Origin of the sequence: Halorubrum sp. Atlit-26R, from assembly GCF_003666015.1 — an archaeon.
Taxonomy (GTDB): Archaea; Halobacteriota; Halobacteria; order Halobacteriales; family Haloferacaceae; genus Halorubrum.
Genome location: NZ_QPLT01000415.1, coordinates 1 through 503, shown reverse-complemented (window position 1 = coordinate 503; position 503 = coordinate 1). Strand labels below are relative to the sequence as shown.

Here is a 503-nt window from a genome sequence, read left to right as displayed (position 1 = left end):
CGACGACACCCGCCGGGTCGATGACTTCGTTGTCGTAGTTGACACAGCTCGGGACCATCGCGAGCCCCCACGGCGACGAGCTCTCGACGGTGTGGACCTGCGTCTTCCCGGGTAGCGTCTGCTCGATGCGGCGCGGGACGAGGTACACGTGCTCTCGTGGGACCAGCGGATCGTCGCGTGAGACGTGGACGTCGTCGCCGAGCCGCTCCGAGATCGTGGCGGCCGACCGCCGGTCGAGGACGACGACAGCGTCTCCCTCGGTGATGTCCACGTCGGGGCCGGTCGTCGCGTCGACGGCCTGGAGCGCTTCGAGGAGCGTGTCGGCCTCACACCGGCCAGTGACGTGGTCGCGATGCGACCCTGCCTGGTACCAGACTTCGTAGAGATCCTCGAAGATGCTCATCGTCGACCAGCCTCCGTGATCGCTCCGCAGCGTCCACACTCCCAGCGCGTGATGATGCCTTGGTGGGAACCGCTGTCCACAGCGTGCTGACCATCTTTCT

1 protein-coding gene is annotated in these 503 nt (G+C 66.6%); it reads right to left on the bottom strand.

Annotated features, from left to right (window positions below; genetic code table 11):
* On the bottom strand, nt 1–403 hold a 403-nt coding region (locus tag DVK07_RS21230), incomplete at its 3' end, for a hypothetical protein (protein WP_147441324.1).
* Nucleotides 404–503 lie beyond the last annotated feature (100 nt).